This is a genomic window from Planctomyces sp. SH-PL14 (genome assembly GCF_001610835.1).
Taxonomy (GTDB): domain Bacteria; phylum Planctomycetota; class Planctomycetia; order Planctomycetales; family Planctomycetaceae; genus Planctomyces_A.
This window is the reverse complement of sequence record NZ_CP011270.1, coordinates 1,180,216-1,207,015: the sequence shown is the minus strand read 5'-3', so window position 1 is coordinate 1,207,015 and position 26,800 is coordinate 1,180,216. Positions and strand designations below refer to the sequence as shown.

The following is a 26,800-nucleotide window of genomic DNA, read 5'->3' as shown; positions in this document are numbered from 1 at the left end:
CGCGTACGCGCAACGTGCGGGCGGAACGGGATCAGGAGCGGCGGTACCGGGTGCTCGCCTGCTGGAGGAAGCGACGTTCCTCCTCCGACAACGAGTTCATCCCGTGGTTGTGGACCTTCTCGAGGAGCTCATCGAGCCGCTTCTCGTTGGCCGCCCGCTCTTCCGCCTCGCGCTGTCGCCGCTTCTCGTCCTTGGCGTTCGAGGAGGCTGGGGCGGGGGGAGGCGTCAGATCGTCGTCCGTATCAGAAAAGCCCTTCTCAAGGCTCGTGTACCCCTGCGAGAAGTCGTAGCCCATGAATCCGGCGTCCTGGTCCATGTCGCTCTGGACCACCTGCCGGATCCGGGTCTGGTAAAAGTCGTTCAGGTTCAGGAACAGCATGAAGGTCGAGAGCGTCACGAGGCTCGTCGAATCCCGCCACAGCCCGACGAACGCCACCACCACGCCGCCGAAGAGGCTCAGAATGATCGCCCGGCTGCGGGCTTCAAGGACCGGCCGCCGCTGCTCCCAGAAGGCCAGGGCCACCGCCCCGCCGTCGAACGGGAGGATCGGGAGCAGGTTGATCAGGAACAGCGTCCAGTTCAGCGAGAAAGCGAGAATCTGGACCGCCATCCCCCAGTTCTGCGCCAGGGCGACCGAGGGAAGCTCCAGCGGATTGAAGATCTGCGGAAACGCGCCGGCCCGGGAAGTCGCCGGGGCACAGGCCAGGCACAGGGCCAGGTTCGAGGCCGGGCCCATCAGCGTGGTGATCAGCTTGGACTTGAGGGTATTGGCCGTCCGGACCATCGCCAGACCGCCCAGCGGCCACAGGAGGATCTCATCTCCGGTCCCGCCGGTCGCTCGCGCCCCCCAGATGTGGGCGAACTCGTGGATCAGAACGCTGACGAACAGGATTCCGGAGACCGTCAGCCCCAGTGGAACTCCCAGCCGCAGCACGCAGACCGCGATCAGCAGCGGGAAGAAGTAGCTGATGCGGACCGTCACCCCGCCCACGTTCCCGACGGTGAACGCGAAATCGACAGCGGGATTTCGAATTTCCATGACCGCAGTTCCTGCTCCACGGCCGTCGCTCTGTACGGACGTGATGGCCTCTCGAATCGTACCACTGCCCCAGGTAGAGAGCAAATCGGGTTTCTCTGGAGTCACTTCGGCTTTCCACCCCGACGACCGACCGTCGCGCCGGGAGGAGGGGCATCCCAAGTGGTTTCCGGGATCGCGGTTGGGAAACCGGACCACCCTGGTCGCGTCCGCTCCCATCCCCCGGTCGAATCTGCCAAGATGAGGAGCCCGAGGGAGGAGCGAACAGGACATGTCTGCGCGAATGATTGACGGAAAGTCGCTGGCGACGCGCCTGCGGTCGGAACTGACGGCCCGGGTCGCCCGATTTCGCGAAGAGACCGGCGTCCAGCCGCATCTGGCGGCGGTCCTGGTCGGAGAGGATCCCGCCAGCGCGGTCTATGTGAAGAACAAGCAGCTCGACTGCACCAAGGCGGGAATCCTCAGCACGCTCCACCGCTTCCCGACCACCCTGACGACCGCCGAACTCCTGGACCACGTCCAGAAACTCAACGCGGACCCGACTGTCCACGGCATTCTGGTCCAGCTCCCGCTGCCGAAGCAGATCGACGAACTGCGGATTCTCGACGCTGTCCTCCCGGTGAAAGACGTCGACTGCTTTCATCCGGAGAACGTCGGCCTGATGGTCCAGGGACGGCCGCGATTCCTCCCCTGCACCCCGGCAGGCTGCCAGGAGCTCCTCAAGGACGCCGGCGTGAAGACCGAGGGGGCGCACGCCGTGGTCCTCGGCCGGAGCGACATTGTCGGCAAGCCGATGGCGTCGCTGCTGATCCAGAAGGGGGGCGTCGCGGACGCCACCGTCACGATCTGCCACAGCCGGACGAAGAACATCGCCGAGATCACCCGCCAGGCGGACATCCTCGTGGCGGCCATCGGAAAACCGAACTTCGTGACGGCCGACATGGTCAAACCGGGCGTCGTCGTGATCGACGTCGGCATCAACCGGGTCGGCGACCGCCTCGTCGGCGACGTGGATTTCGACGCCGTGAAGGAAATCGCCTCGGCGATCACGCCCGTCCCCGGCGGCGTTGGACCGATGACCCGGGCGCTCCTGCTTGAAAACACGCTCCGCGCGGCGGAACTTCAGACGGCGCGGGCGAAGGCCTAGACAGAATCGCGCCGGGCAAAGTCCCTGCGCGGCCGATGGCGAAACGACGGAGTCTCTCGTGGCGTCCCCCCTCGCCTCTCCCGGCACTCCCTCTCCGGCTGACAGTCCCGAAGGGGGCGACGCCCTTGTCGACTGGCTGGCGCTGGGCGGACTCGTCGCCGCGCGGTGGTGGATCCCCGTCGAGTCGACCCTGATGGGGGAGACTCTCCCGATCGTCCAGTTGACGCTGCTGACGGCGCTCTTCGCCGCCTGGCGGTGGTTCCGCGAGTCCGACGGCCTGCGGCGCTGGACCGGGCTTGATCTACTGGTCTTCGCGCTCGTCGGTGCTCACGTTCTCTCCGGACTCGCGGTCCTCGTCACTGGCGGTCAGAAGCGATACGCCCTCAATCTCCTGTGGGAGTGGGTCGGAACCGGTGTGATCTGGGGCATGGCGGCACAGCTCGTCGACCGTCAGGGTTTTCTGACTCGGCTGCTGGGGACGCTCTCCGTTGCGGCGATCGTACTGGCGGGCTTCGGAGTCTGGCAGAACGCGATCGTTTATCCAGAACTGCGAGCGATGCTCGATGACTTCGAGCAGCTGGAGAAGCGGACGGATGCCCTCACCGCGGAGGAGCGAACCCGATTTCGCGACCTCCAGCGATCCCTCCCCGCGAGCTATCTCCAGGGGGACCCGTCGAGCCGGATGCTGTTCTCGAACCGGGTCCGCGCCAGCCAGGAGCCGCTCGGAATGTTCGCCCTGGCGAACTCCTTCGGCGGCTTCCTGCTCGTCGGAGGCTGGATCGCGTGGGGACGCTTCGTCGAAACGTGGCGGAGCGGCGCCGCCCGGCGCCGGCTGATCCCGTGGGGCATCGGGCTGCTGCTGATCGCGGTCAGCCTGATCCTGACGAAAGCCCGGACCGCCTGGGCAGGGGGGCTGGTAGGGATCGGCGTCTGGCTGGTCCTGTCGGGAGCGTTCCAGCTTCCTCGGAAGGTCTGGCTGGGGGGCGTCGGCGGCGTGCTGGGGTTGCTCGTCCTGATCGCAGGCGTGGGGTTCGCGACCGGACGCCTCGACTCCGAGACCGTGTTCGAGGCTCCGAAGTCGGTGCGCTACCGCCTGGAATACTGGCAGCCGACGCTGCAGCTCCTGGCGGCGAAGCCGCTGCTCGGTCCGGGGCTGGGGGACTTCCGGTCGCACTACCTGCGGTACAAGCTCCCCCAGTCGAGTGAAGAGATCCTCGACCCGCACAACTTTCTCCTCGACGCCTGGGCCAACGGCGGCCTCCTGGCGCTCCTGGCCGTCGTCGGGATCGTTGCTTTGAGTGTTTCCCGGCTGCCTCGTGTCCGCGACAGCATTGCGGCGTCTCCGGAGGCCGCCTCGTTTCCGTGGTGGAGCTCCCTGGCGATCGGGCAGGTCGGAATTCTGGTGGCTGCGGGCGTCCTGTTCCTGACGGGATCCGATCCCGTGACCGCCTTGGCGTGGGTCATTCCGGCGTGGTGGATCGCCGGCATCCTCCTGGAGCGGACCGCCTCGCCGACGATTCCGCGGAGCGTGACCGCCGCCGCGTGGTGCTCGCTGACGGTCCATCTGCTGGGGGCAGGCGGCTTCGAGTCCCCCGGGTTCTCGCAGTTGTGGCTGCTTCTGGCGGCGTCATTCGCCTGGCCTGCCGGTGGGGCCGCGCCGTCGACCGTTCAGCCGCCCCCCGCCGTCCGCTGGGGCCTGCTCGGCGGTTCGCTGGCGGCCGTGCTGGCGTGCCTCGGGACCGGAATGGTCCCCGTCGTCAGCGCGGGAGCGGCGATGCGGCTGGGGCAGGAGCATCTCCAGGTCGAGCGGAACCTCGCTGCCGCCCAGAAAGACTTCGTCGCCGCTGGCCAGGCTGATCCCTTCGATCCGGAACCGTGGATTCAGCAGGGGTTTCTCTCCGAGGTCCGCTGGCGGAACGGGATCGACGATCATCACTTCGACGAGGCGATCCGCCAGATCGAGGAGGCCCGCCGCCGCCATCCGCACGACCCGTTCCTGCTGCGGATGCTGGGGCTCATGTGGTGGGAACGCTACGGCCGGAGCCACGATCCGGCCGACGCCCGGAAGTCTGCCGACGCGCTGCGGGAGTCGGTCGCCCGTTATCCCTATCACGCCGGTCTCCTGGCCGATCTGGCCCGTTCGCTGGGACCGGTTGATCCGAAAGAGGCTCTCGACGTGGCGCTGCGGGCCAAGGCCCAGGACGAGCTCAACATCCAGTACGCCCACTGGGACAAGTGCCTCACGGATGCGATCCGGGACCGGGTCCGCCGGCAGATCGCCGCCGAGGGAAAACCGGCCGAGTCCGCCGCCGGGGAACCGCCCCCGAAATCTTCGTGATTTGCTGGAAAATGCCTCACCGCAACGGCAGGCTGGCGATGCTCTTTGCCAGCCGTTCCTGCTACAATTCTGCATCGGCAGGAGGCCCTCTTTTTGAGGCGGCTCGGAGCCGAAAAATCAGCGGACGGAGCAAGTGGTGAGCGATACGCCTGAGACCCCTCAATCCCAACCGGAACCGGCGAAGTCGGAAGCCAAGAAGGGTGAGAAAAAGTCGGCGGATTACGGGGCCAACACGATCCGCCACCTGGAGGGGATCGAGGGGATTCGCCACCGCCCGGCGATGTACATCGGCGGGACCGATCTCGTCGGTCTGCATCACCTCCTGTTCGAAGTCACGGACAACGTCCTCGACGAGTTCGTCAACGGCTTCGCCAAGACGCTCTCGGTGACGGTCAACGCCGACGGCTCGGTCACGATCGTCGACGACGGCCGCGGGATTCCGGTCGGGACGATGGAGGGGAAGAACCGTTCGGCCCTGGAAGTCGTCTTCACCGAGATCCACGCCGGGGGCAAGTTCGACCGCGAGGCGTACGCCACCGGGACCGGGGGACTTCACGGCGTCGGGATCACGGCGGTCAACGCCTGCAGCGAGTGGGTGGAAGTCGAAGTCCGTCGGGAAGGGCACGTCTGGACGATGGAGTTCTCGCGCGGAAAGATGACCGCGCCGCTGTCGAAGCTCGGCTCCACGGAGCAGACCGGGACCAAGATCACGTTCAAGCCCGACCCGCAGATCTTCCCGGTGACGGCGTTCGTTTACGACACGATCCACAAGAAGCTGCAGGACTGCGCATTCCTGAACCCCGGGATTCGGGTCTTCATCAAGGACGAGCGTTCCGGCCAGTCCGACACCTTCTACTACGAGGACGGCCTCCGGGAGTTTGTCCGCTGGCTGAACCGGACCGAGACGCCGTTGTTCCAGGACGTGATCCGGATCACGACTCAGGTGGAGAACATCGGCGTCGATATCGCCCTGCAGTGGAACGACGGGTACTCCGAGACCGTCCGCTGCTATGCGAACGGGATCTACAATCCGGAAGGGGGGACGCACGCCAGCGGCTTCCGGACCGGCATGACCCGGACGCTGAACAACTACGGGAAGAAGGAAGGGGTTTACAAGGATTTTACGCCGGCCGGTGAAGACTACCGCGAAGGCCTGGCGGCGGTGATCACGGTCCGGATCCCGAACCCGCAGTTCGAGTCCCAGACCAAGATCAAGCTGACGAATGCCGAAGTCGACGGCGCGGTGAACTCCGCCGTCGGCGACGGCCTCGCGAAGTTCTTCGAAGAGAACCCGGCGATCGCCAAGCTCGTGGCCCAGAAGGGGCTCAAGGCGGCGGAGGCCCGCGAGGCGGCCAAGCGGGCTCGCGACCTCGCCCGCGACAAGAGCAAGGTCTCCGGCGGCGGACTTCCGGAGAAGCTTCGCGACTGCCGCAACCACGACCTCAAGGTCTCGGAGCTGTACCTGGTGGAAGGGGACTCGGCCGGTGGCTCGGCCGATACGGGCCGCGACTCCGCCACGCAGGCGATCCTGCCGCTCCGCGGAAAGATCCTGAACGTCGAAAAGGCCCAGCTCGTCAAGGTGCTGGGGAATACGGAAGTCGCCGCGATCTTCAAGGCGATCGGCATCCCGCCGACGGCCGAAGAGACCGACATCAACAAGCGGCGGTACGGCAAGATCATCCTGATGACCGACGCCGACGTGGACGGCTCGCATATCCGGACGCTGCTCCTGACCTTCATCTTCCGGCACATGCGGGAGCTCGTGAAGCAGGGAGCGGTTTATGTCGCCCAGCCGCCGCTCTATCGCGTGCTCCAGAAGAACCGCAAGAACCAGAAGCCGCGGTACGTCCAGACGCACGAAGAGATGATGACCGAGCTTCTGAACCTCGGGCTTGAGGGGTCGAAGCTGGTCATCAAGCCGCGGATCAACCTCCTGGCGAAGCGGGTTTCCAGCCTGACGGAGCGAACCGAGAGCCGGGAGATCTCCGGGGCGGACCTTCGCCAGCTCGCAGACCTCATGAATACTCTTGAGGAGCCGCTGGAATCGCTTGAGCGCCGCGGTCTCAACCTGCGGTCGCTGGCGATGCAGTTCGCCACGCCGGACGGTCTTCTGCCGCGGTACCGGATCTTCCTGGGCAGCGAGCAGCACTGGTTCCAGACCAAGGCCGATGTCGATTCGTTCCTGGAAGAGAAGCAGAAGCAGATCGGCACGGAACTCAAGGTCGCCGATGCTCCGCTCGTCCCGACGGGCGAGCCGGCGCAGGCGGAAGGGGAGTCGGCGGCGATTGCGGTTGCTGATTTCCACGAGATGCGGAGCATCAACGATGGGATCAAGCGGCTGCAGTCGGAGTTCGGTCTGTCGCTGAATGACCTGCTTCCGGCGGCTCCGCTGAACGGCGAGCCGGTCTATCCGTACGAGGTCGAGCAGGACAGCAATCCGCGGCGGCTCGTGAGTCTGCGGCATCTCATTACGCTGCTGCGGGACATGAGCAGCAAGGTTCTGACCTACACCCGCTTCAAGGGGCTGGGGGAAATGAACCCGGACGAGCTGTATGAGACGGCGATGGATCCGGAGACGCGGATTCTGAAGCGGATCAATCTCGAAGACGCGGCTGCGGCGGAGGAGATTTTCCGGGTGTTGATGGGTGAGAGTGTGGAACCGCGTCGCGAGTTTATTGAGAAGCACGCGCTGGATGTGAAGGACCTCGATATCTAGAGCATTTTCGGGATTGGTTTTGAGTCGTCAGTTTTCAGTTTTCAGTCAGAACAGTCCGTTCTCGGTGGATCGTTGAGAATGGACGACTGCGCATCAAATCTGAAATCGCTCTAGCTGGCGACGCCACTTGTTCACCGGGTCCAGGGGCACCCTGGTCAGGGGATGCAAGGGGGAGAATCCCCCTTGCCCGCCGGAGGCCTGTCCCGTCGAGAGATGTCTGAAGGAGCGAGTGTCCAAGCGCAGACCCGGTGCCGGATGCCCCCTCACCAACCCGCTGGGATTCCAGAGCCAGCGGTACACTTTGAGGGCGTCCTCGACGCTGGTGACACAAAGGGGATGCCCGTTGTGTCCCACGGTTCAGCGAGGGAAGGCCTCCTGCGGCAAGGGGTGAACCCCTTGACCCCGGCTGCCGTCGCACGATGGGTTTGAGCGAAGAGCGCCGTTCCGGCAAGGACGCGATTATGCCGTGGGCGTGGAGATCGGGCGGCGCGGGGGCATCGGCGGAAGCGAGGATCGTGTCGGAGCCGTCGGCGCAGCCGCGGCGGCCCCGCCGACCCGGAAGCCGAAACGGGTGTAAACGGCCAGATCTCCCGGATCGGTCAGTTTCACCGCGCTGATCGCCCCATAGGCAATGATCGCTTTCCGGGCGTTCTGGCTGTCAGGCTGGTTCCGCTGCACGATCAGCGTCCCCTCGGACACCAGGAAGTCGACGAACGGAATCGTCTCATTGAACGTGGTGACCAGAAGCCCCGTCCGCGGCACTTCCGCCGGCCAGGTTTCAAACAGCTTCTGAAAGGACTGCGCAGCATCCATCGACGAACTCCGGATTTGAGGGGATGCTGCAAGAATGCGTCAGGGCCGCCGACGCGACCGCGCGAAGAGCTCGCATCCCCCGATCCGGACGCCCGCCGCTCCCACTTATTCCGGTTGCCCGCTTATCCGGGTTGTATGGACCATACCGGGCGGCACGCGAGAGACACACCATGAGCAAGGCATCTCCCTTGAGTCAGCATCTCGCCGCCCTGCAGCAGTTCTGGCGGCGGGAGCCGTTCCACGACGCCCCGATCCTCGATGTCTCCGCCCTGAACCGTCGTGCGTTGATCCGACTTGCGGAGTGGACGCTCGTGATCACCGGCTGTTCCCGGCTCGAGCGCTGTGGGACGCCGACTGTCTGGCTCTACGAATCGGTACAGCCGGACCCGAACGGTTTCGAGCTCGTTGTGGAGACTGAAGAAGGAAATCTGAAGGTCCGCGGAACGGATCTGCGACTGATCCGGAACAGCGATCTGTCGATGGTCATCCCTCCGATCGACCCGCATCACTAACGCCGTGACGCTGGTCAGAGTGCGTGGCTGAGAAGTCGATCGGTCGGGATCACATCGCTCGCGAGCTCGACCAGCCGCTGGTGATGCGTGAAGAACAGGACCTGCGTCCGCTCGGCCAGTTCTCCCAGGACCTCCAGCGTCGCTGAGGACCGGGCATCGTCGAAGTGGACGAGGATGTCGTCGACAATGAACGGCATCGGACCGTGCTGGGCGATCCAGGCTTCGAGGCCAGCGAGCCGCAGCGCGAGGTAGAGCTGGTCGCACGTCCCGTCGCTCATCCCTTCGACGGGAACGGTCGTCTTGCCATCCGCCCGCAGTCCGACAAGGAGGTGTTCGCCCTTCTCGGTGACGTCCGGGCGAAGGCCCGCGAACGAGCCCATCGTGAACTTGGCAAAAAGCTCGCTCGCCCGCTCCAGCAGCGGACCTTGGTGATTCTTCCGATACCGTTCGATCCCCTGCTGGAGCACGGCCGCCGAGAGCCGCAGGACGGCGTACTGCCGCGCCGCCTCCAGGATCTCGGTCCCCTGGGCCGCGCACTGACTGGCCTGGTCGGCGGCGTCTCCCTTGCCGTCCATGAGTTCGAACCGGGCCCGGACGTTGCCGATCTGCTCGTTGACGCGCGACAGCTCCTGATCGCACCGCCGCTGCTCGTCCTCGGCCGACTGGACCTGCGCTCCCAGGAGGTCCGGATCGAGAGCCGAGACCTGCTCGACAAACTCCTCGAATGTCGCGGTTCCTCGCAGGCGGTCGATCTGCTGGGCGAGCTGCCGACGGGACTCTGCGAGGATCGAGCGCCGCTCGGCCTGTTCGATGGTCTCGCGCAGCCGTGACCGCTCCTCCTGACCGGTCCGTTTCGCGAGCAGCTCGATTTCGGCGTCGAGCTTCGAGAGCTGCCGCTGGGCCTCGTCGAGCTCGCGCTGCTTCCGGCTGCGCTGGTCGCCGAGGGCTTCGCGGCGGGTCTCCCGGGCGCGGGCCGCGCGGTCGAGTTCCGTCAGCCGCCGCACCTGCTCATCGACTGCCGTTGGGGCTGCCTCGGGACAGGCCCGCTCGCAGAGCGTCCGCACCGTGCCGGTGAAGGCTGCGGCGTCTTCGTCGATTCCGCGGATCCGCTGCCGCTGGTCCTCCGCCTTGAGCAGGGACTGCGACAGGGCCCCCAGATCCTCCAGGACCGCGAGGGCCTCGGGGGCCGTCGTCTGATCGGCCAGGCCGAGCCCGCGGATCGCTTCGGTCCACTGCGTCAGCCATTCGCGGTACGTCTGGTCATGACGGAGGGCCGTCGCCTCGGTCTTCTGGATCGCGTCTTCCAGCTTGGCCAGCGACTGCGTGAGGTCGTTGGCCTGCTGTTCCTGCTGGGCTCGCTTCCGCAGCCGGGCGTCGGTCTCGGCAAGGAGAACGGGCAGCGGAGCCGAGAAGTCGGGCCCGTCCCCGCCCGTCTGTCGATAGGCGGCCGACAGTTCCACCTTCAGCCGCTCGGTGCCGGCATCGCACTCGCGCAGTTCCGCCTCGTCGCGACCGAGCTCGCCCGCTTCGGCCACGATCCCTTCCCGCTCCGACAGCCACGCCCGCATCTCAGCGGGCGAACCGGGCGCGAGAGGTAACGCCGACCACGCCTCCCGCCACCGCTTTTCCCAGGCCTCCTGGGCCGTCTGGCTGCGTGCGACGGCGCTGTCTGCTTCGGTAACTTGTTCTTCGGTCCGGGCGATCTCCTGGAGCAGCGTCCCTTTCTCCGCGACACGCTTCGACTCCGACCGCAGCCGGTCCGCCAGTCGGTCCGCCTCCTGGACCGCTTTCTCAAACGCCTCCAGATCGCTCCGGGCGGCCGCGGCCGGGCTCTTGTCTTCGATGTGGCGGCGGACCGATCCCCACAATTCGTCCCGCCGCGTTCGGGCGGAAAGCAGGTCCTCCTCGGTGGGAACGGAACCGGTCGCTTCCAGCTTCTGGAGCCGCGCCTTGAGGCTGGCCAGGGCCGAAGACAGCTCCCTCTGTCGCCGCTGGGCGTCGCGCAGCGCCGTGACAACCTGCGTGCCGTCGGCCTCGATCCGGTTGATCTGTTCCCCGGACGGGGTCGCGATCTGCCGCAGCGCGTCGGCATCTCCGCTCCAGAATGCGAGGCGTCCCAGTCGACTGCTGAGGGACGCCCGGCGCGATTCGATCTCTTTCGCGAGCTTGCCCCGAATGACCTCGGGATCGCCTTGAGAGCGGATCCGCGTCAGGACGCCCTGCAGGAGCGTGCCGTCCCAGATCGGGGGAAGACTGTCGAGGCGCTTCCGCGTCTGATCGCGCTCGATCGTCAGTTCTGACAGACGCTGGGCCTGCGCCTCCCGCTTCTCGGCGAAGCCCGCCTGCTCCGTCCCGAGCTTGTTGATCCGGGCCCGGCGATCGGGAGGGATCGTGTACTGCGTCTCGGCCAGCCGGCTGTCGAGCGAGCCGAGCCGTTTGAGATAGACCTCCGCCTCCCGTTCGAGACTCGCGATCGATGTGGCCAGCGCGCGGCGGTCCTTCTGCGCCTTCTGATGGCTCCCCAGTTCCGCGGTCAGCCGCTCGATCTCCGACGACTCCATTCCGGCCGGCCCGGCCTCTTCCCCTCGCAGTTGCTCGTCGAGCCTCGCGAGCTCCTCTTGAATCCCCGCGAGCAGCCGCGTCTGGAGTTCGAAGGCTTCGAGTGCCTCGGCGGCTCTCTTGAGCGCCGGCTGCGGCAGTTCTGGGGCATCGGCCACCTGCTGCCATTCCTGATCGAGCCGCTTCCAGTTCTGCACCGGAAGCAATGCGTTCTGGCAGCGGCTCAGGCGAGCGAGCCGCACGCGGGCCTCCTCCTGCTTTCCCTGCATCTCGTCCCGCAGCCCCTCGGCATCGGCAAGTTCCGTCCGGACGCGCCGCCACTCTTCGCCGGGGAGTTGCAGGCCCTGCAGCGTCTTGCGGCTTTCCGTCAGCTTCTTCAGGAGTTCCGGGATCCGCTGATTGCGGCCGCTCTTCTTGTAGATCGTCTCGCAGTCCTGCTCGAGACGTTTCCGGACCGCCTGCAGATTGGCGATCCCGGAGGCGGCCGAGAACAGGGTCTCGGCGAGCTGCCCCTTTCCGGCAATGATCTCGCGGCCGCCGTCGCGGAGCTGCAGGTGATTGATCCCGAACATCGACTCGAACATCTTCTCGTCGACGCCGGAGAGCGCGGTCATCAGGGTCTCTTCGGCGAAGGCGGTCTGGTCGTCCACCTGCCGGAGCGTGTTCTTGTCCCCCTTGCGGCGGACGAACTCGAACGGCTCCCCGTGCCGCGGTGCGATGGCGGCCCCCAGCCGAAGCGATGTCGTCGGATGAAGGAAGGCGTCGACGCTCTGCCGGTCCATCCCATAGAGGGTCTGCCGGATTGCCCGCAGTGCCGACGACTTCCCCGCCTCGTTCTGACCGTAGAACAGGTGGAAGCCTCCGGTGCTCGCCTTCCCGTTGGAGGCGGCGAGGGAAAAAACGCGGTCCGAAAACGGGCCGAAGGCCAGGAACTTGAGGGTGAGGATCTTCACGGGCTCACCTCCGAGTCGGACAGGCGATCGAGCAACAGGGATTCGACTTCATCGAGCACCTCGGACCAGGCCGCGCTGTCCGAAAGGTTGAGGCCCGCCGACGCCAGGTCGAGGTCGGAGGGCAGTTTGTTGATCAGGTCGCTGACATCAGGAGCCAGGCTCGAGGCCTGAGCGGGATCGGACCTCAACTCCGCGACGCACCCCAGCAACTCCTCCCACGGCAGGCTCCCCTCATCCGCCGCCGTGCTCCGCCGGCGAGGGGCCTTGGTGTGGAGCGAGACCTTCTCGATCCACACCCGATCGTTCCCCGCCGACGCCCGGATGTTGTTGACCGACTTCTCGCGATGGGCCACGAGGCTGTCATGGAGCGGCGTCATCCCGTTCAGGACGACCCGCACCGCCAGCGGCAGGTCCTGCGTTGTCTCTTCGATCTTGCGACAGGACTGGATGACCTCTGCGAAGACATCGTCCATCGTCCCGCAGCCCGAGACATCGATCGAGGCGATCTCCCAGCGAAGGACGTCCAGTTCCTCGAACTGGAGACTCACGTTGCGGCGGTCATCGACGCTGACGAGCCAGCATCCCTTCGGCCCCGTCTCGCGAATGTGCCGGCCCTGGATGTTGCCGGAGAAGGTCACGTACGGCCGCTCGCACAGGACCTCCCGCTTATGAATGTGGCCGAGAGCCCAGTAGTCGTAGCCCCGCGTCTCCAGCCCTTCGATCTTGCACGGAGCGTACGGCTCATGCCCCTCCGCCCCCGCCGCGGACGTGTGCAGCACACCGATGTTGAACAAGCCCTTCTGCGCCTGCGGATACCGCAGCGAGAGGTCCTCAAAGACTTCCCGCTTCGCAAAGCTCTGGCCGTGGATCGCGACATCGATCGAATCCAGGATCACCGTCTCCGGCCGATCCGACGCCAGCATCCGCGTGTTTTCGGGAAGCACCAGCGTCCGGGTCATCAGGTTCTGGGCGTCGTGGTTCCCGCTGATGAGATAGAGCGGAATCCCCGCCGCCTGGAGACGCCGGGCCTGCTGCACAAAGAACAGCCCCGTGTGATAGTCCCGCCAGTCTCCGTCGTAGAGATCGCCCGCAATCACGACGAACGCGACCTTGCGATCAATCGCCAGCTGGACCAGCCGCTCCAGCGCGCGTCGCGCCGCTCCGCGGATCGCCTCGACCGGCGCGCCGGGGTACTGCTGCAGCCCGTGAAGCGGACTGTCGAGATGCAGGTCGGCCGCGTGAAGAAACTGGAACGCCATGCGGAAACACCCCTCGATGGGCCTCGATCAGGCAGGTTGACGAGTGTACAGATGTGGCGGGGATTTTCTACCGCTCGCATTTCGATCCGGATGGCATGTCCGTTGCCCTTTGGACGGTTCGAGAGGGGGTACCTCCAGTGGCCGGAGGGCCGACCCCCTGGACCCTCGACGCTTCGCGAGCCAGCTCGTGGAGGGTCGACCCCGCGCCCGCTGAGCAAATGGGCTCGCGGAAATGGAGGCCGGCAGAAACTGCCGGTCTTCAAGAGCTTGCGGCGACCGTCGCTTGAGGTTTTCTGCCTCCCGACGCCGATTCTTGCAACTGTTACAACCCGCTTTGAAACTTGCACAACCTGCCGTTGACCCTCGGCAGGACCTGCCATATCACTCGTCGCATCACGTCTGACGTTTCTCCAACGTCAACTGTCCCTTCCGAAGTTTTTCAACACTTCCCCCCTCCCAAGTCGGCAACCCAAGCAGGCACGTGCGAAGCCCAGGCACGAGGTCTCCGGGATTTCTCTGTCCTCAGCGAACCCCCCATTTCCTCACGCCATCCCTTCACCCCGCTTCGTACGTCCTGCTGCCGGCCGACTGGTCCCCCCCTCCCTTCCGTTCTCTCCCTCCCGTTCACCTCTTACCTATCTGCGACACGAGGTCTCCATGATTGACTCGCCGATGCCGGGCGTCATCCGGTTGAGCGGACGAGTGGCCGTCTGGGCTGCTCAGGAACAATCGCGTGCCCGATTGTCCGTTGTTGTCCGCCAGGCCGGCTATGACGCTGTCACGTACAGCAACCTCGACGACCTCAAAGCCGGGCTGACGGCGGAAGACTTCTCCGCCTGCGTCCTCGACGAGCCGGCTTCGCCCGAGATCGTCCGGACTCTCAGCTCGGCTGTCCGGATCGCCGGCCGCCCGACGCAGTTCATCGTCCTCCCCTCTCTCGGGGACCGCAGCGGAGTCTGGAGCAACGTCGGCTGCGACGTGCTCGATCCTCCCTGCACCTCCGACAAGCTGGCCCGCATCCTTTTCTCGTCGGTCGGCCGCTCGCGGCTCGTCGCCGAGAACCTCCAGCTCAAGCGTCGCCTCGAAGGACGGATGTTCGACGACCTTGCTGGCATCAGCCCGGCGATGGACGAAGTTCGCCGCCAGGTCCAGGCCGCGGCCGAACACGACCGTCCGGTCCTGATCTTCGGTGAAGCCGGCAGCGGCGTCTCCGCCGTCGGACGGGCGATCCACACGGCCAAGTACGGCGGCCGCAACCCGTTCCTCAAGATCTGCTGCAGCGTCCTCTCCTCGGCCGTTGTCGAGCAGGAGCTGTTCGGTGAAGGAGACCAGCCGGGCCGGTTCGAATCGGCCAAGGGCGGAACGCTCCTGATCGAGGACGTCGAGACCCTCGCCCTGCCGATGCAGCAGGAACTCGCTCACGTGCTGAACACCGGCCACTACCGTCCGGTCAACGGCCCGATGCAGAAGCCGGTCCAGGTCCGCGTGATCCTCACCACGCACGCCGACCTCGACAAGTGTGCCCGCGAAGGGAAGCTGCATCCGGACCTGCATCGCCTCTGCATGGCTCACCGCATGCACGTTCCGCCTCTCCGGGACCGCCTGGAAGACGTCGGGGCGCTCGCCGAGCAGTTCCTCCTCGAGTGCTCGGTCCGAGAAGGCCAGCCCCAGAAGCGGCTCAGCTCGGAAGCTCTCGACCGCCTCCGCCGCCACAACTGGCCGGGGAACGTCCGCCAGCTCTCGAACGTCATCGCCCGGATCTGTGCCCTGACGACCGAAATCGAACTGACCCGCAGTGCCGTCGAGCCCTGGATCGAACAGGGTTCCGCCGACGAGCCGAGCGATCCGGGCCTGACGCTGGCCCAGATGGAACGCAAGCTGATCGAAGCGACGTTCAACCGCTTCGGCGGGAACCGCGAACTGACCGCCAAGGCGCTGTCGATTGGAATTCGGACCCTCAGCGGCAAGCTCCGCGAGTACGGCTACCCGCCGCGTGGGGGCCCGGGCTCGAACCGCATTTCCCGCGCGGCCTAGTGCCGCGTGCGACCTGACCCTCCTCGACCCCGGCGAAAGCCGGGGTTTTTTGTATCCAAGGCATCCGCCCTGGACCCAGGTTCCGTCGCACGATGGGACTGAGCGGGCCGAGTCCGTTCGGGCGGGTACGATGTTCGAGCTTTCGAAGTGGGCGTTCCCCTTTGTCGAAGGGGCGTCGGGCCGATCGTCGTGGGACGTCTTGCCCGCCGGAGGCATTCCATTGAAGAATCGTTGGAAACCGTCTGTGTCCGAGGACGGATCGGACTGGCGGCCATCGCACAAGCGGGCTGAGCAGGCGGAGTCGTGCCAGCGAGCGCGGATTGAGATCGCTGAAAACTCGGGCTGACGGCTCATCTCGCGGAGCGAGATGGCTACCATGTAACCGCGGGATCGTTTGCAGGGTAAGGAAAGTCGCGGAGTGTCCGGTCTGATTCAGGGACAAAACACGATGTTGCGATGGATTCTCGGTCTGGCTCTCTGTTGCTCTTCTCCGCTCGCCGCGGCGGAACTCGCCATGCGGGAGGTCACGCTCCAGGACTATCGGGGGAAAACGGTGTCCCTCGCCGACTATCCGGACGCCAAGGGGTACGTGATCGCCTTCCTGGGGACCGAATGTCCTCTCGCCAAGCTATACGGCCCGCGGCTCCAGAAGATTGCCGATGACTTCCGCGACCGGGGGATCGTCGTCATCGGGGTGAATTCGAACCAGCAGGACTCCAACACCGAGATCGGTGCGTACGTCCGGCACCACGCAATTTCCTTCCCGATGGCCAAGGACGCCGGGAACAAGGTGGCCGACCTCCTGCAGGCGGAGCGGACCCCTGAAGTGTTCCTCCTCGATGCCAACCGCCAGGTCCGGTATCGCGGGCGGGTCGACGACCAGTACGTCGTCGGGATTCAGCGGGAGAAGGCGGACCGGGAAGACCTCCGGATGGCGATCGAGGACCTCCTCGCGGGACGGCCGGTTCAGGTTTCGCGGACCCAGGCGCTCGGCTGTCTGATCGGTCGCATCCGGAAGCCGGACGAGAATTCCCCGGTGACCTATTCGAACCAGATTGCCCGGATCTTCCAGAAGCGGTGCGAAGAGTGTCACCGGTCGGGGGAGATCGCTCCGTTCACCCTTCAGTCCTACGACGACGCGGTCGGGTGGGGAGAGATGATCGCCGAGGTGGTCGACAACCGCCGCATGCCCCCGTGGACCGCCGACGCTCCGCATGGCGTTTTCTCAAACGACCGCAGTCTCCCGGACGACGAGCGGCAGCAGATCCTGACCTGGGTGAAGCACGGTTGCCCGCAGGGGGACCCCAAGGAGCTTCCCGCGCCGGTCGCCTTTATCGATGGCTGGCAGCTCTCGAAGGCGCCCGAAGCGGTCTTTGCGATGCGCGACAAGCCGTTCGCGGTCCCGGCCGACGCCGGTCCGGAAGGGGTCCGCTACCAGAACTTCTGGGTCGATCCGAAGTTTGCCGAGGACAAGTGGATTCGCGAGATCGAAGTCCAGCCGGGCAACCGGGCGGTGGTGCATCACATCATCGTCTATGTTCATCCGGGCGGACGGGACGGCAAGGAGCAGTTCCTGTCGGCCTATGTTCCGGGGCTGCGGTCGTGGCCGATCAAGGATGGGATTGCGAAGAAGATTCCGGCCGGGTCGCACTTCCGGTTTCAGGTTCACTACACGCCGATCGGCACTCCGCAGGAGGACACGAGCCGGGTGGGGATGAACTTTGCGGATCCGAAGACGATCACGCATCAGATCATCACGACGGAAGTGGCGAATCCGCGGTTCGAGCTGAAGCCGAATACCGACAACCAGGTGGTGACGGCCAAGAGCAAGAGCTCGCCGGTGCCGCTGCAGCTGGTTTCGATGTCGCCGCACATGCACCTTCGCGGGAAGGCGTTCAAGTACGACCTGCAGTTTCCGGACGGGACGTCGAAGACCTTGCTGAATGTTCCGCGGTATGACTTCAACTGGCAGGGGCCTTACATCCTGGCGGAGCCGCTGGATGTTCCGGCCGGGGCGACGCTGCACTGCACGGCGGTGTTTGATAACTCGGACAAGAACCTGGCCAATCCGAATCCGAGCGAGACGGTGCGGTGGGGGGATCAGTCGTGGGAAGAGATGATGATCGGATACTTCGACATCATTGTTCCGGTCGGCGCGGCGGAGGCTGGTGAGAGTAAGCCGCTTTCGACGGCGGCGATTGGCGCGCTCAAGCCGGATGTGGTGATGCGGGCTGTGGACACGGACAAGGATGGGTTTATCGGGCGGGAGGAAGTGAAGGGGAACCCGCTGTTGAACAAGAACTTCGACAAGATCGATCGAGACGGCGACGGGAAGTTGTCGCTGGAGGAGATCACGGCGGCGCTGGACAAGGTGAAGAAGCGCTAACAGCCGAACCGGGTCCAGGGGCACCCTGGTGGGGGATGCAAGGGGGCAACGCCCTCTTGCCCGCCGGAGGCCCTCTCGTCGAAAGATGTCTGAAGGAGCACGTGTCCAAGCGCGGACGACGTGCCGTATGCCCCCTTCACCAACCCGCGGGGATTGCAGAGCGAGCGGTGAGTCCTCACCGCCGGTTCCCCAAAAGGGACGTTCGTTGTGTACCACGGTTCCTCATTGAAGCGCCTCCGGCGGCAAGGGGGTGAGACCCCCTTGACCCCAGGTTGCCGTGGCACGTTGGGTTTGAGAGAGCAGCGTCGTGCCGACGGGCGCGCGACTACGACGCCCCGGGCGGGCCTGCGAAGTTGAACATCAGATCCGGCGCCCGACGTCGATTGATCGCCTCCGCCACCGACGTCCGCAACCGCCCCGCAAACACCTGCAGATGCTTCAAGATCGTCTGCGGCGGCGTATCGTCCCGCGGATCCAGCGGCGTCACCGTCACCAGCAGGTGCGCCGCATCCGGTGCCGGCACCACGCTCTGCACATAAATCCCGCGCAGCACATCGTCATCACACTCGCCCGATAGGACCAGGTCGAGCGTCCGCCGCACCTCGCCGCACATCTGGAGCGTGCGGCGGTCGTGCGCGACCGGCGCCGGCCCCGAAAGACCAGCGGAAACGGACATCGGTGAGTTCTGATGGAAATCCCGGCTCGATCGATGACGGCGCATGGCTGAACTTCCTTGAAACAGTGACGATGACGGGACGAGCCCCCACGCGAATCACTGCGCGGGACGATTCGCCCGAGGCCCAATTCTAAGGGCTGACGCGGTCCGGACAGCCCCAATCGCCCGGTCCGTTGCTGATTCGGGGTGCATTCGCTGGGTGGTGGTCGGTCAACGAGGGACGGGATGGATTGTCCGGTTGGCTCAAACCGCGTCCTTGCCGGCACGACTCTGATAGCTCAAACCCAACGTGCCACGGCAGGCTGGGGTCAAGGGGGCCACGCCCCCTTGCCGCCGGAGGTATTTTCGTCGCGGAACCGTGGGACACAACGGACGCCCCCTTTGTCTCACCGGCGTTGAGGACTCACCGCCCGCTCTGGAATCCCCACGGGTTGGTGAGGGGGCATACGGCACGTGGCTCGCGATTGGATACGTGCTCCTTCAGATATCTCTCGACGAGAGGGCCTCCGGCGGGCAAAGGGGCGTTGCCCCTCTGCACTCCCCACCAGGGTGCCCCTGGACCCGGTATTGGGCGACCACCAATCGGCGGATGCACCCCCCGAATCGCCACTCCCACCCCTCACCCCATCGCCTCACCAGACCGGACATCGACCGCCCGCGCACTCGTCTTCGCAAGGCTCGTCTTGACATCCCCAAGCGGAACGAACTGGGCCGCAGTCGAGTCGTACCCGTACACGCTCCCGGTCTCAAACTCATACACCCACGCATGCAGCGTCAGCGTCCCCATCGCAATCCCCGCCGCGACCGCCGGATGCGTCTGCAGGTTCTCAAGCTGCGTCAGGACATTCTCCTGCACCGCAATCTCCAACCGGCCCGCCTTGCTCCCCTTCTTGTACTTCGCCTGAAGAATCCGCCGCGTCGCATCGGAATGCCGCAGGAACTCAGCAACCGAAGGCATCTCCTCCAGCGACGCCGGATCAAGAAGCCCCTTCATCGCCCCGCAGTGCGAATGCCCGCAAACAATGATGTGCGTAACGTTGAGCCCGGTCACCGCAAACTCAATCGTCGCAATCTCACCCCCGCCATGGGGCGTGTACGCCGGAATGATGTTCCCCGCATTGCGGAGGACGAACAGGTCCCCCGGATCCGTCTGAGTGATCAGATTGGGGTCGATCCGCGAGTCGGAGCACGTGATGAACAGCGTGTCCGGACTCTGCCCCTCCGCCAGCTTCTGGAAGAGGTCGCGCTGCGAGGCAAAGACCTGCCCCTGGAACTGACGGACGCCGGCCAGCAGTTTCGGGATCGCCATTGACGTTGCTCCTCGGTGGTTCGGCTCGTGACGAGCGGATTCTATGGGCCCGCTCCAATCCCGCGAGCCCAAGATCCCGATCGCCCGGTCACTCGCCTCGCAGGGTAGAGACGATCGGCGAGCGAACGGCGTTCCAAACCGCCCCGAGTGCGGCAATGGCTCCGATCGCAATCACCCCGGAGACCAGCATCAGGAGCGAGCCCCACGGAACATCGGCCCCCGCGGTCCGCAGATGCGGCCCCATCGAAAGGAGCGCCGCCCCCGCGCCGGAGAGCGTTCCCATCGCCACGAGAAAGAGATTCTCGACCAGCACCATCGCCCCCACGCGGCGGTTGCCGATCCCGATCGCCCGCATCAGGGCCAGCTCTCCGCGGCGTTCGAGGACATTGCGGAGCATGACGGTCGCCAGCCCTAGTGTCCCGAGCAGGAGCCCCAGCCCGCCGAGGCTCTGGAACGTCGAGAGGTAGGTGTTCTGGACTGCTAGGAAATCGGCCAGCCGGACGGCGACCCGCTCAGCATCGAACCCGGAATCGCCCAGCCGCGATTCGAGCAGCGTCGAGATCTCATCCGCCTTCTCGACCGGACACTCGATGAGGAAGTCGCGGAAGCCGGAGTCGGGATAGAGCTTCAGGAAGTTCGCCTCGGACATCACCAGCACCCCCTGAAGGACGCTGGCGTCGAGCATCCCGACCACCTCCAGCGTGACGGGCGAGCCGTTGGCGTCGCGGGCTTCGATCGAGCTGCCGATCCCCTTGTGAAGCGAGTACATGAGGGTGTTCATGTCCCCGAAGACCGGAATCCCGCCGTGCGCGGCCGGTTTCAGCAGCAGCGGCCAGGGATCGGCCGAGGGGGTGTCGGCAAACTTGAACCGCTTCGACTTCGAGAACTCCTCCAGCGTCGCTTCGGGAAGCCCGAGGATTGTGGGGACGCTCGTCCGGTAGATGTTGAGACAGCTGGCGTCTTCGCCGGGCTTCGTCCGGAAGCTCGCGACACGCATCTCCGCCGCGAGGGCGTCGACGGCCGGATCGTTGTTCGGGTTCAGTCCGAGTTTGGCGCGGCCCGCCGACGTGTTCAGATCGTAGAGCAGGGGACTGCTGGTCTGGGCGACGAGCGTGAACCCGCCATTGCCGGAATGCGGCTCCGGCTTCTCGACGGCCGGGTTCCGTCGTCCCGCCGCGACCGCGACGACGACGAAGACGGCGCTCGCGAGGAGGCTCGCGGTCAACAGGCTTCGCGAGCGATGACGGGAGGCGTTGCGAAGGCTGAGCCGCGCGGTCGCCGCGGCCCCGCGTCCTCGGACCGTCACCGCGCGGTCCGAGGCGAGCCAAGCCGCGAACGCCGCCTGGGATCCGGTCAGGGCCGCGATCCCGGTGACGAAGAAGGCCACGATCTGCCACGAGAACCCGCCGAAGGCTTCCGTCTGCGGGACCAGCCCCGTCAGCGACGCGATGAGGAGCAGCCCGGCGAGTCCGAGTCCGCCGGCCGCGATCCCCCGTGACCATCCGCCGCGTCCCGGGCGGGTTCCTTCCGTCGCCTCGCTGGCTCCGGAGAGCTGTTCGCGCGTCGTGTACCGTCGCGGCTGCCGCAGGCCCCATAGGATCGCCAGGAGGGAGACGACGGCCGAGATCGCCGCTCCGATGGCGAGCGTCGCCGGATGGACCGAGAGAAAGAGGAACCGCGTTCCGACCGCCCCGATCCACCACGTCCGGAGTCCGTACATCATGAGTTCGGCGTAGGCGACGCCGGCGGCGGCTCCCAGAATGATGCCGATGAGGACGAGGAACGCCCCTTCGAGCACGAATGCGTTTCGAACGCGTGAGGGAGGCCATCCGACGGCGGACAGGAGACCGAACTCCCGGATCCGCCGCTCGATCCCGAGCCGGAACAGGAGGCCGATCAGGAGCGACGCCGCGACGATCAGGAAGAAGCTGAAACCGATGAACAGCCCGGTGAAGTCTCCCGACTTCTCGGAGGCGAGCAGCCCCTGTTCCTTGACTGGAAGAAACCGCAGGCCGGTATCGTCGGGGGTCAGGGCCGCGAGGAGTTTGGCCCCGGCATCGGCTGTCAGATCGGGAAGACTCTGGTTCTCGGCCGGGGCGATCCGGATCGTCGTGTACTGGCCGTAGCGGCTCTTCCAGAGCGACTGCGCGGCCTTGAGCGGGAGGAACAGCTTCGGCGTCGTCCTGTACTGTTCCCAGAAGTCGTCGTCGCGGGGAGTGATGCGGTCGCGCTTCAGCGGGAACGGCTCCCGCCAGTCGCCGTAGGTCTCCGCGTCCGTGACACCGGGGACGTCCGGGGCATAACCGCGGTCGAGGGCCGCACCGTCGAGCGCCGCGATCCCCCGGACCGTGAACGACGTTTGGCTCTCGGGCAGCTCTCCCCGGTCGCCGACGACGTAGTAGGCGGCATCGATCCGGTCGCCGACCTTCACACCGAGGTCCTGCGCGGCCCATTCGTTCAGCACGATTCCGTCGGTCTCGTCCGGCGCGGGGGGGCCGCCGGCAAGATAGCGGAACGGCCCGAACGGGGGACGGTCGACGAAGTTAATGCCCGCCGCGACCGAGTACATCCCGTACTTCGACGGATCGGCGGCGCCGTGGATCTCGTTCACGAGATAGATCAGCGAGGCGGAGGTTCGCTCGGGAGAGAACAGGCCGAGGGCCCGTTCGGAGAGGGAGTCCTCTAGGATCATCCGCTCGCTTTCGATCGAGACGTAGCCGTGGTCGGGGTGCGGCTTGACCTTGAGACCCAGGTCGTCGAGCGTCGCTTTTCGGGCCGTGAGGGCGGTCAATGTGTCGGCGGTTGGCTGGCCGAGCTGGCCGTCCTTTGTGGCGACGAAGAGGGCGTTGATGCGGCCGGGGCGGGACTCCGGATTGCGGCGCGTCGGCCGGACCTGGGCGAGTCCCATCTGCTGCTGCAGCGCTTCCAGGGGGACGAAGGCGTTGAGTGGCAGTTGCTGCGTCGGGTTGAGGCCGAAGCGTCCCGGCATGGATTCGTCCTCGGCGATCGCCGTGACGTCCAGGAGGAGTTCGGTGCTGGTCTCGTCCCGCTCGCCGAGCAGGGCGTCGCGCGGGATCGCGGCGGGGATCTCGACGACGACGCTGACGTTGTCGCCGGTTTTGAGTTGGAGCTGTTCGGCCAGGCGGCGGTTGGCAACGAAGGAGAACTCCGGCCGGTCCTCGTTGCCGAGTTTCCAGAAGCGGGAGTCGACGCCGTAGACATTCACGTTTCCGGCGCGGCGGACCTGGTCTTTGCCGTCGGGGAGCCGGACGGAGATGCTGCCGCGGATGGCGATGGCGGGGGCGATGCCGGAGACGTCGGGGGCTTCGGTGGCGAGGGCTTGGGCGAGTCCTTCGGTGAAGAATCGCTGGCCGATGAGGGCGTGATCGATTTGGCCGAGGCGGTCGAGCGACATCTGGCGGAGGCTGTCGCGGACGGAGTCTCCGACGATGAGGGCGCCGGTGATGACGGCGGTGGCGGCGATGATTCCGAGGATGACTGCGGCGCTATTCCGCCAGTAGTGGCGGAGGCTGCGGAGGACGAACCGGGAGAGGTTCAAAGTCATAAGCGGAATCACAAACGGGTGAGGATTTTCTCACTGTAGTGGTCGCGGCCCGCCTTCGTCAGCGAACGCGACCCACGCCCTGCCGGGGTCCAGGGGGTACCCCTGGTGGGGGATGCAAGGGGGCAACGCCCCCTTGCCCGCCGGAGGCCTGGCCTGTCTCGATCTTTCTGAAGGAGCGCGTCTCCAAACGCGGACAACGCGTCGGATGCCCCCTCACCAACCCGCGAGGATTACAAAGCGAGCGGGGAGTCCTCACCGCCGGTTCCCCAAAGGGGACATCCGCTGTGTCCCACGGTTCAGAGCGAAAATGCCTCCGGCGGCAAGGGGGTGAGACCCCCTTGACCCCAGGCTGCCGTGGCACGTTGGGTTTGAGCTGACCGAGTCGTGCCGGCAAGGACGTTGTTCGAAGCAGCCCCCATCCCTTCGGCAACGTCCCCTCCCACGGAAAACTTGGAACATCCGAACCATTGAGTTCATGCGGTCGATTCAGCGCGGTCGATATTTCTATCAGGTCTTAACAGGGGGAAACGACCTATGCGCACCACTTCTTGCGCTGTCCGGTGGCCTCGCGCCATCGCGAATTATCTCACGGTCACGGCGTCGCTTTCATTGGCCGTTGGCGGATGCGCCAAGCCAAGCGCTGTGGCTGAACTGCCCGATATGTCGGGATCCGCCGTCGTCGAAGCCGAACAGGAGTCGGTCGCCCGGAAACGGGAGTCCGCTCTCGCCGGCGGACCGGTCGCTCCTCGCGGTTCGACGGCTGTCACACCGACGCCCGACAACCGCGTCGCCCGGACCGACACGCGGCCCGTGCCGTACGATCAGAGCGGCCTCAACCCGCGTCGTTCGTCGACACCCGCCGCCCCGCCGGCCGTGGCCGCCAACCGGCCGCAGACACCTCCGCCCGCCAGCCGCCAGCCGGCTCCCGGGAGCGAAGGGGAACGCCGCCAGGTCGATGACGCCGGACAGGAAGTCCAGCTCGCCGGCGCCTCGTGGGTCGACGGCGCAGGCCGGCAACGGGTCGAACCGGTCGCTGCCCAGGCTCCTGGCAAAGCGACTCTGGATTCGGCCCCCCAGCAGCCCGCCGCGGACCGGCAGGCCTGGGCCCAGAAATCCACAAAGGACACCGCTGCGTCCAACAGCCGGACCCCGGCCAACCGGGACGTCGCCGCCAAGACTCCCGCGTCGAAGAACGTCGGGACGGCGTCTCTCGACGCACCGAAGTCCGCCTCGGCCGAAACCCGCTTCCAGGTCGACCGCCTGATGGTCTCGGCCCGGCTGCTGCTGAGCCGCGGCGAGCTCTTCTCCGCCTACCGCACGGCTCTCCTGGCGGAACGGGTCGCCTCCCGCGACAAGGTCCACTTCTCACCCGAGGAAGAGCATCCCTCCGACCTCGTCCGGCTCATCGATCGCGAGATCACACTCGCGGCGCGGTCCGGCTCCAACGGTCCGGGCAAGGAACTCGCCGGGACCAGGAACGCCGCCGCTCCGAAGTCGCACGCCGAGACCAACGCGTCAGCCTCGTCCGACCAGTTCTCGGAGGCGGCCACGCACTTTGCCGCCTGGCGTTCGGCGTCCAACTCGCCAAAGTCGAAGTTCGCCTCGATGACTTCGGAACGCCCTGGCGCCGCCGAACACGGTTCGGAGCACGATGCCGCAGGGTTCGCCAGCACCAGGCCGGGCGGGGATCTCCCGGCCGCCGCCTGGAAGAATTCGTCGGGCGAATCGCCGGTGATCCTCAGCAGTGCCATCTCCTCCGCGGACGGGATCGGGACGCCCGATACCCTCGGACTCGTCGTTCCGGCGATCGAGGAACGGAAGAGCATCGCCGAGCTGCGGCCTTTCGAAGATCGCGACGCCAGCACGGCCTCCGGCGGAGAGCTCTTCCAGCCCAAGCTCCCGGCGATCGAGTCCATGCACTCTCACGGTCCCGCCACCGGGGCCGCCGCGTCGACCGAGATCGCGTTCACGCCGACCGGCCCGCTCCTCCCGTCGCAGGAGAGCACCGGTTCCCGGCTCGACATCGCATGGGATGACGACCTCGTCGCGGCGGCCAGCACCGAGAGCAGCGGCAGCGGCACCAGGGGCTGGGCCCTGACCGGGGGAATCGTCGCGATCGGCGTCGTGCTGGTCGGACTCGCCCGCCGGCTCCGCGCCGCCCGGTAGTGAACTACGATGAGGGCCGAAGCCGGTCGACCAGCGCGAGCGCTTCGTCCGGCGTGGAGACTTCGCCGTTGAGCTGAGCGTTGCGGATCCGGTCGAGGATGTCGCGGAACCCGGGGCCGGGGGGCAATCCGCGGGCGATCAGCGATTCCCCCGTCACGAGGGGCGGGGGATTGATCTCGTCGGCGGTCAGCCGGGACCGGAGGTCGAGCAGAAACTCGATCGGAACAAGGTCCTCTCCGGTGTGCCGCCGGACGAGCGACTGCTGAGTCAGAAGGTCCGCGGCCCAGGGCTGCTGCAGGAACCGCTTCCACTCCCAGGGCTCGGCTCGTTCCAGGCCGTCCATCTCCCGCTGGTTCTCCGCGAGCCAGACGATGTGGCTCCGCTGCTGATTCGAGAGCCGCAGCCGCAGGCAGATCTCGTCAACGGCGCCGCCCGCTCCGGAACGCTTTCCCTTCGCCGGCGCGGCCAGTGTGCGAAGGACGATCGAGAACGCGATCTCGAACGAGGGGGCCGTCAGGTCGTCGAGTGCTTGAAGCGTGGCGTTCCACTCCGGCGTCGGCGCCGCGGGATCGAGCGGTGGGAGCTCGGGAATCAGGATCGGCAGGAGCCCGGTGTCGGCGGCCAGCTCGATCGACCGCCGCCGTCGGCGATGGACAAGCATCTTCTGGAGCTCTTGGGCGATCCGCTCTGCGCTGACCTGCCGGACTCCTTCGCGCATCTCGCGAATGGCGTCGGCCGTCTGCGGCTCCAGGGCGAAATCGAGGATCGCCGCGAAGCGGACGGCGCGGAGCATCCGCAGCCGGTCTTCCCGCATCCGGTCGTGCGGATCGCCGATGGCGCGGACGACGCGGGCCTGGAGGTCCGCCTGTCCATCGACGTAGTCGATCACCCGTTCTTCGAGGGGATCGTAGAACATCCCGTTGATGGTGAAGTCGCGCCGCTTCGCGTCCTCTTCCGGAGATGAGAAGGTGACGTGATCGGGCCGGCGGGCATCGCTGTAAGGACCTTCGCGGCGGAAGGTGGCGACCTCGACGTGTCCCGTCCGGGGCGCCCCTTTGACGATGATGACGCCGAAGCTCTCCCCCACGGCGAGGGTCTTTCGCGGGCCGAACACCGTGCGGACTTCGGAGGGGGTGGCGCTCGTCGCCACGTCATAGTCCTGCGGCGCGCGGCCCATCAGCAGGTCCCGCACGCAGCCGCCGGCCCAGCAGGCGACGAAACCCTTCTCCCGCAGCCGCCGGACGACCTCCACGGCGAATTCCCGACGCTCGTCCGACATTGTGGTGAGTGAGTTATCCGTTGTGAGTTTTCAGTTTTCAGTCAGCGGATCG

The 26,800-nt window shown here is 66.2% G+C and carries 15 protein-coding genes; 7 read left to right on the top strand and 8 right to left on the bottom strand.

The window, feature by feature from the left end; genetic code table 11:
- Nucleotides 1–31: 31 nt before the first annotated feature.
- Nucleotides 32–1,039 carry a site-2 protease family protein gene (locus VT03_RS04775; protein WP_075091933.1) on the bottom strand — a complete coding sequence of 336 codons (1,008 nt, stop codon included), beginning with the start codon at nucleotides 1,037–1,039 and terminating at the stop codon, nucleotides 32–34.
- Between the two features lie 268 nt (nucleotides 1,040–1,307).
- Between VT03_RS04775 and VT03_RS04770 the strand changes: the two genes are divergently transcribed.
- The 3 genes from VT03_RS04770 (at nucleotide 1,308) to VT03_RS04760 (ending at nucleotide 7,237) form a co-directional block, all read left to right on the top strand.
- Complete coding sequence (locus VT03_RS04770; protein ID WP_075091932.1) at nucleotides 1,308–2,183, top strand: bifunctional 5,10-methylenetetrahydrofolate dehydrogenase/5,10-methenyltetrahydrofolate cyclohydrolase; 876 nt, start codon at nucleotides 1,308–1,310, stop codon at nucleotides 2,181–2,183.
- 58 nt (nucleotides 2,184–2,241) lie between these two features.
- Nucleotides 2,242–4,521, top strand: coding sequence for an O-antigen ligase family protein (locus VT03_RS04765; protein ID WP_075091931.1), 2,280 nt, complete (start codon nucleotides 2,242–2,244; stop codon nucleotides 4,519–4,521).
- Between the two features lie 136 nt (nucleotides 4,522–4,657).
- Complete coding sequence (locus tag VT03_RS04760) at nucleotides 4,658–7,237, top strand: DNA gyrase subunit B (RefSeq protein ID WP_082846725.1); 2,580 nt, start codon at nucleotides 4,658–4,660, stop codon at nucleotides 7,235–7,237.
- 459 nt (nucleotides 7,238–7,696) lie between these two features.
- Here VT03_RS04760 and VT03_RS04755 read toward each other — a convergent pair whose 3' ends face one another.
- Nucleotides 7,697–8,050 carry a hypothetical protein gene (locus tag VT03_RS04755; protein WP_075091929.1) on the bottom strand — a complete coding sequence of 118 codons (354 nt, stop codon included), beginning with the start codon at nucleotides 8,048–8,050 and terminating at the stop codon, nucleotides 7,697–7,699.
- Between the two features lie 170 nt (nucleotides 8,051–8,220).
- Here VT03_RS04755 and VT03_RS04750 point away from each other — a divergent pair, with 170 nt between their 5' ends.
- Nucleotides 8,221–8,562, top strand: a complete 342-nt coding sequence (locus tag VT03_RS04750; protein ID WP_075091928.1) for a hypothetical protein — start codon at nucleotides 8,221–8,223, stop codon at nucleotides 8,560–8,562.
- A gap of 14 nt (nucleotides 8,563–8,576) precedes the next feature.
- Here the strand turns inward: VT03_RS04750 and VT03_RS04745 are convergent, their stop codons facing one another.
- Together VT03_RS04745 and VT03_RS04740 are read right to left on the bottom strand one after the other, a co-directional pair.
- The gene (locus VT03_RS04745; protein ID WP_075091927.1) at nucleotides 8,577–12,074 is read right to left on the bottom strand and encodes a YhaN family protein; all 3,498 of its coding nucleotides are present in this window, start codon (nucleotides 12,072–12,074) and stop codon (nucleotides 8,577–8,579) included.
- A complete protein-coding gene (locus tag VT03_RS04740) occupies nucleotides 12,071–13,333 on the bottom strand; it encodes an exonuclease SbcCD subunit D (protein ID WP_075091926.1) in 1,263 nt (420 codons plus the stop codon). The genes VT03_RS04745 and VT03_RS04740 overlap by 4 nt, the downstream gene beginning before the upstream one ends.
- 741 nt (nucleotides 13,334–14,074) lie before the next feature.
- On the opposite strand from VT03_RS04740, the gene VT03_RS04735 reads away from it, so the two are divergent.
- Nucleotides 14,075–15,367, top strand: a complete 1,293-nt coding sequence (locus tag VT03_RS04735) for a sigma-54-dependent transcriptional regulator (protein ID WP_197489194.1) — start codon at nucleotides 14,075–14,077, stop codon at nucleotides 15,365–15,367.
- A gap of 448 nt (nucleotides 15,368–15,815) precedes the next feature.
- Nucleotides 15,816–17,753 carry a redoxin domain-containing protein gene (locus VT03_RS04725; protein WP_156514295.1) on the top strand — a complete coding sequence of 646 codons (1,938 nt, stop codon included), beginning with the start codon at nucleotides 15,816–15,818 and terminating at the stop codon, nucleotides 17,751–17,753.
- A 325-nt stretch (nucleotides 17,754–18,078) separates the two neighbouring features.
- Here VT03_RS04725 and VT03_RS04720 read toward each other — a convergent pair whose 3' ends face one another.
- The 3 genes from VT03_RS04720 to VT03_RS04710 form a co-directional block, all read right to left on the bottom strand.
- Nucleotides 18,079–18,429, bottom strand: coding sequence for a ribosome-binding factor A (locus tag VT03_RS04720; protein WP_156514294.1), 351 nt, complete (start codon nucleotides 18,427–18,429; stop codon nucleotides 18,079–18,081).
- A 619-nt stretch (nucleotides 18,430–19,048) separates the two neighbouring features.
- Complete coding sequence (locus VT03_RS04715; RefSeq protein WP_231870599.1) at nucleotides 19,049–19,738, bottom strand: carbonic anhydrase; 690 nt, start codon at nucleotides 19,736–19,738, stop codon at nucleotides 19,049–19,051.
- A gap of 88 nt (nucleotides 19,739–19,826) precedes the next feature.
- Complete coding sequence (locus tag VT03_RS04710; protein WP_075091921.1) at nucleotides 19,827–23,303, bottom strand: FtsX-like permease family protein; 3,477 nt, start codon at nucleotides 23,301–23,303, stop codon at nucleotides 19,827–19,829.
- Nucleotides 23,304–23,963: 660 nt separating this feature from the next.
- Between VT03_RS04710 and VT03_RS04705 the strand changes: the two genes are divergently transcribed.
- Complete coding sequence (locus VT03_RS04705) at nucleotides 23,964–25,469, top strand: hypothetical protein (RefSeq protein ID WP_075091920.1); 1,506 nt, start codon at nucleotides 23,964–23,966, stop codon at nucleotides 25,467–25,469.
- A 4-nt stretch (nucleotides 25,470–25,473) separates the two neighbouring features.
- On the opposite strand, the gene VT03_RS04700 is transcribed toward VT03_RS04705, so the two are convergent.
- Nucleotides 25,474–26,748: a CCA tRNA nucleotidyltransferase gene (locus tag VT03_RS04700; protein WP_075091919.1), complete on the bottom strand. Its 1,275-nt coding sequence runs from the start codon at nucleotides 26,746–26,748 to the stop codon at nucleotides 25,474–25,476.
- Nucleotides 26,749–26,800 lie beyond the last annotated feature (52 nt).